At 63.3% G+C, this 283-nt stretch carries 1 protein-coding gene; it reads left to right on the forward strand.

Annotated features, from left to right (window positions below; translation table 11 throughout):
* Window positions 1-283 (forward strand): ABC transporter permease subunit (locus EN853_RS33675; protein WP_135861388.1); only part of this gene is annotated, 283 nt, incomplete at both ends.

Consider the following 283-nt stretch of genomic DNA (forward strand, 5'->3'; position numbering starts at 1 on the left):
GTCACCTTCTTCCCGATGATGGTAGCTCTGGTCGAAGGCTATGCCGCCACGAGCCCGGAAATCAGCCAGATGCTCGCTGCCATGGGGGCAGGGCGCTGGCGCATCTTTTGGCTCGCCCGGCTGCCCTCGGCGCTGCCCTATTTCTTCGCCGGCTTGAGAATATCCATCACCTATGCGGTGGTCGGCGCGATCTTCGCCGAATATGCGGGCGCGGCGAAGGGACTGGGCATCTACATGCTCAGCGCCAAGAACAACTTTCGCCCCGACCTGGTGCTTGCCGCCG

The sequence above is a fragment of the Mesorhizobium sp. M1C.F.Ca.ET.210.01.1.1 genome (assembly GCF_004791585.1).
Taxonomy (GTDB): domain Bacteria; phylum Pseudomonadota; class Alphaproteobacteria; order Rhizobiales; family Rhizobiaceae; genus Mesorhizobium.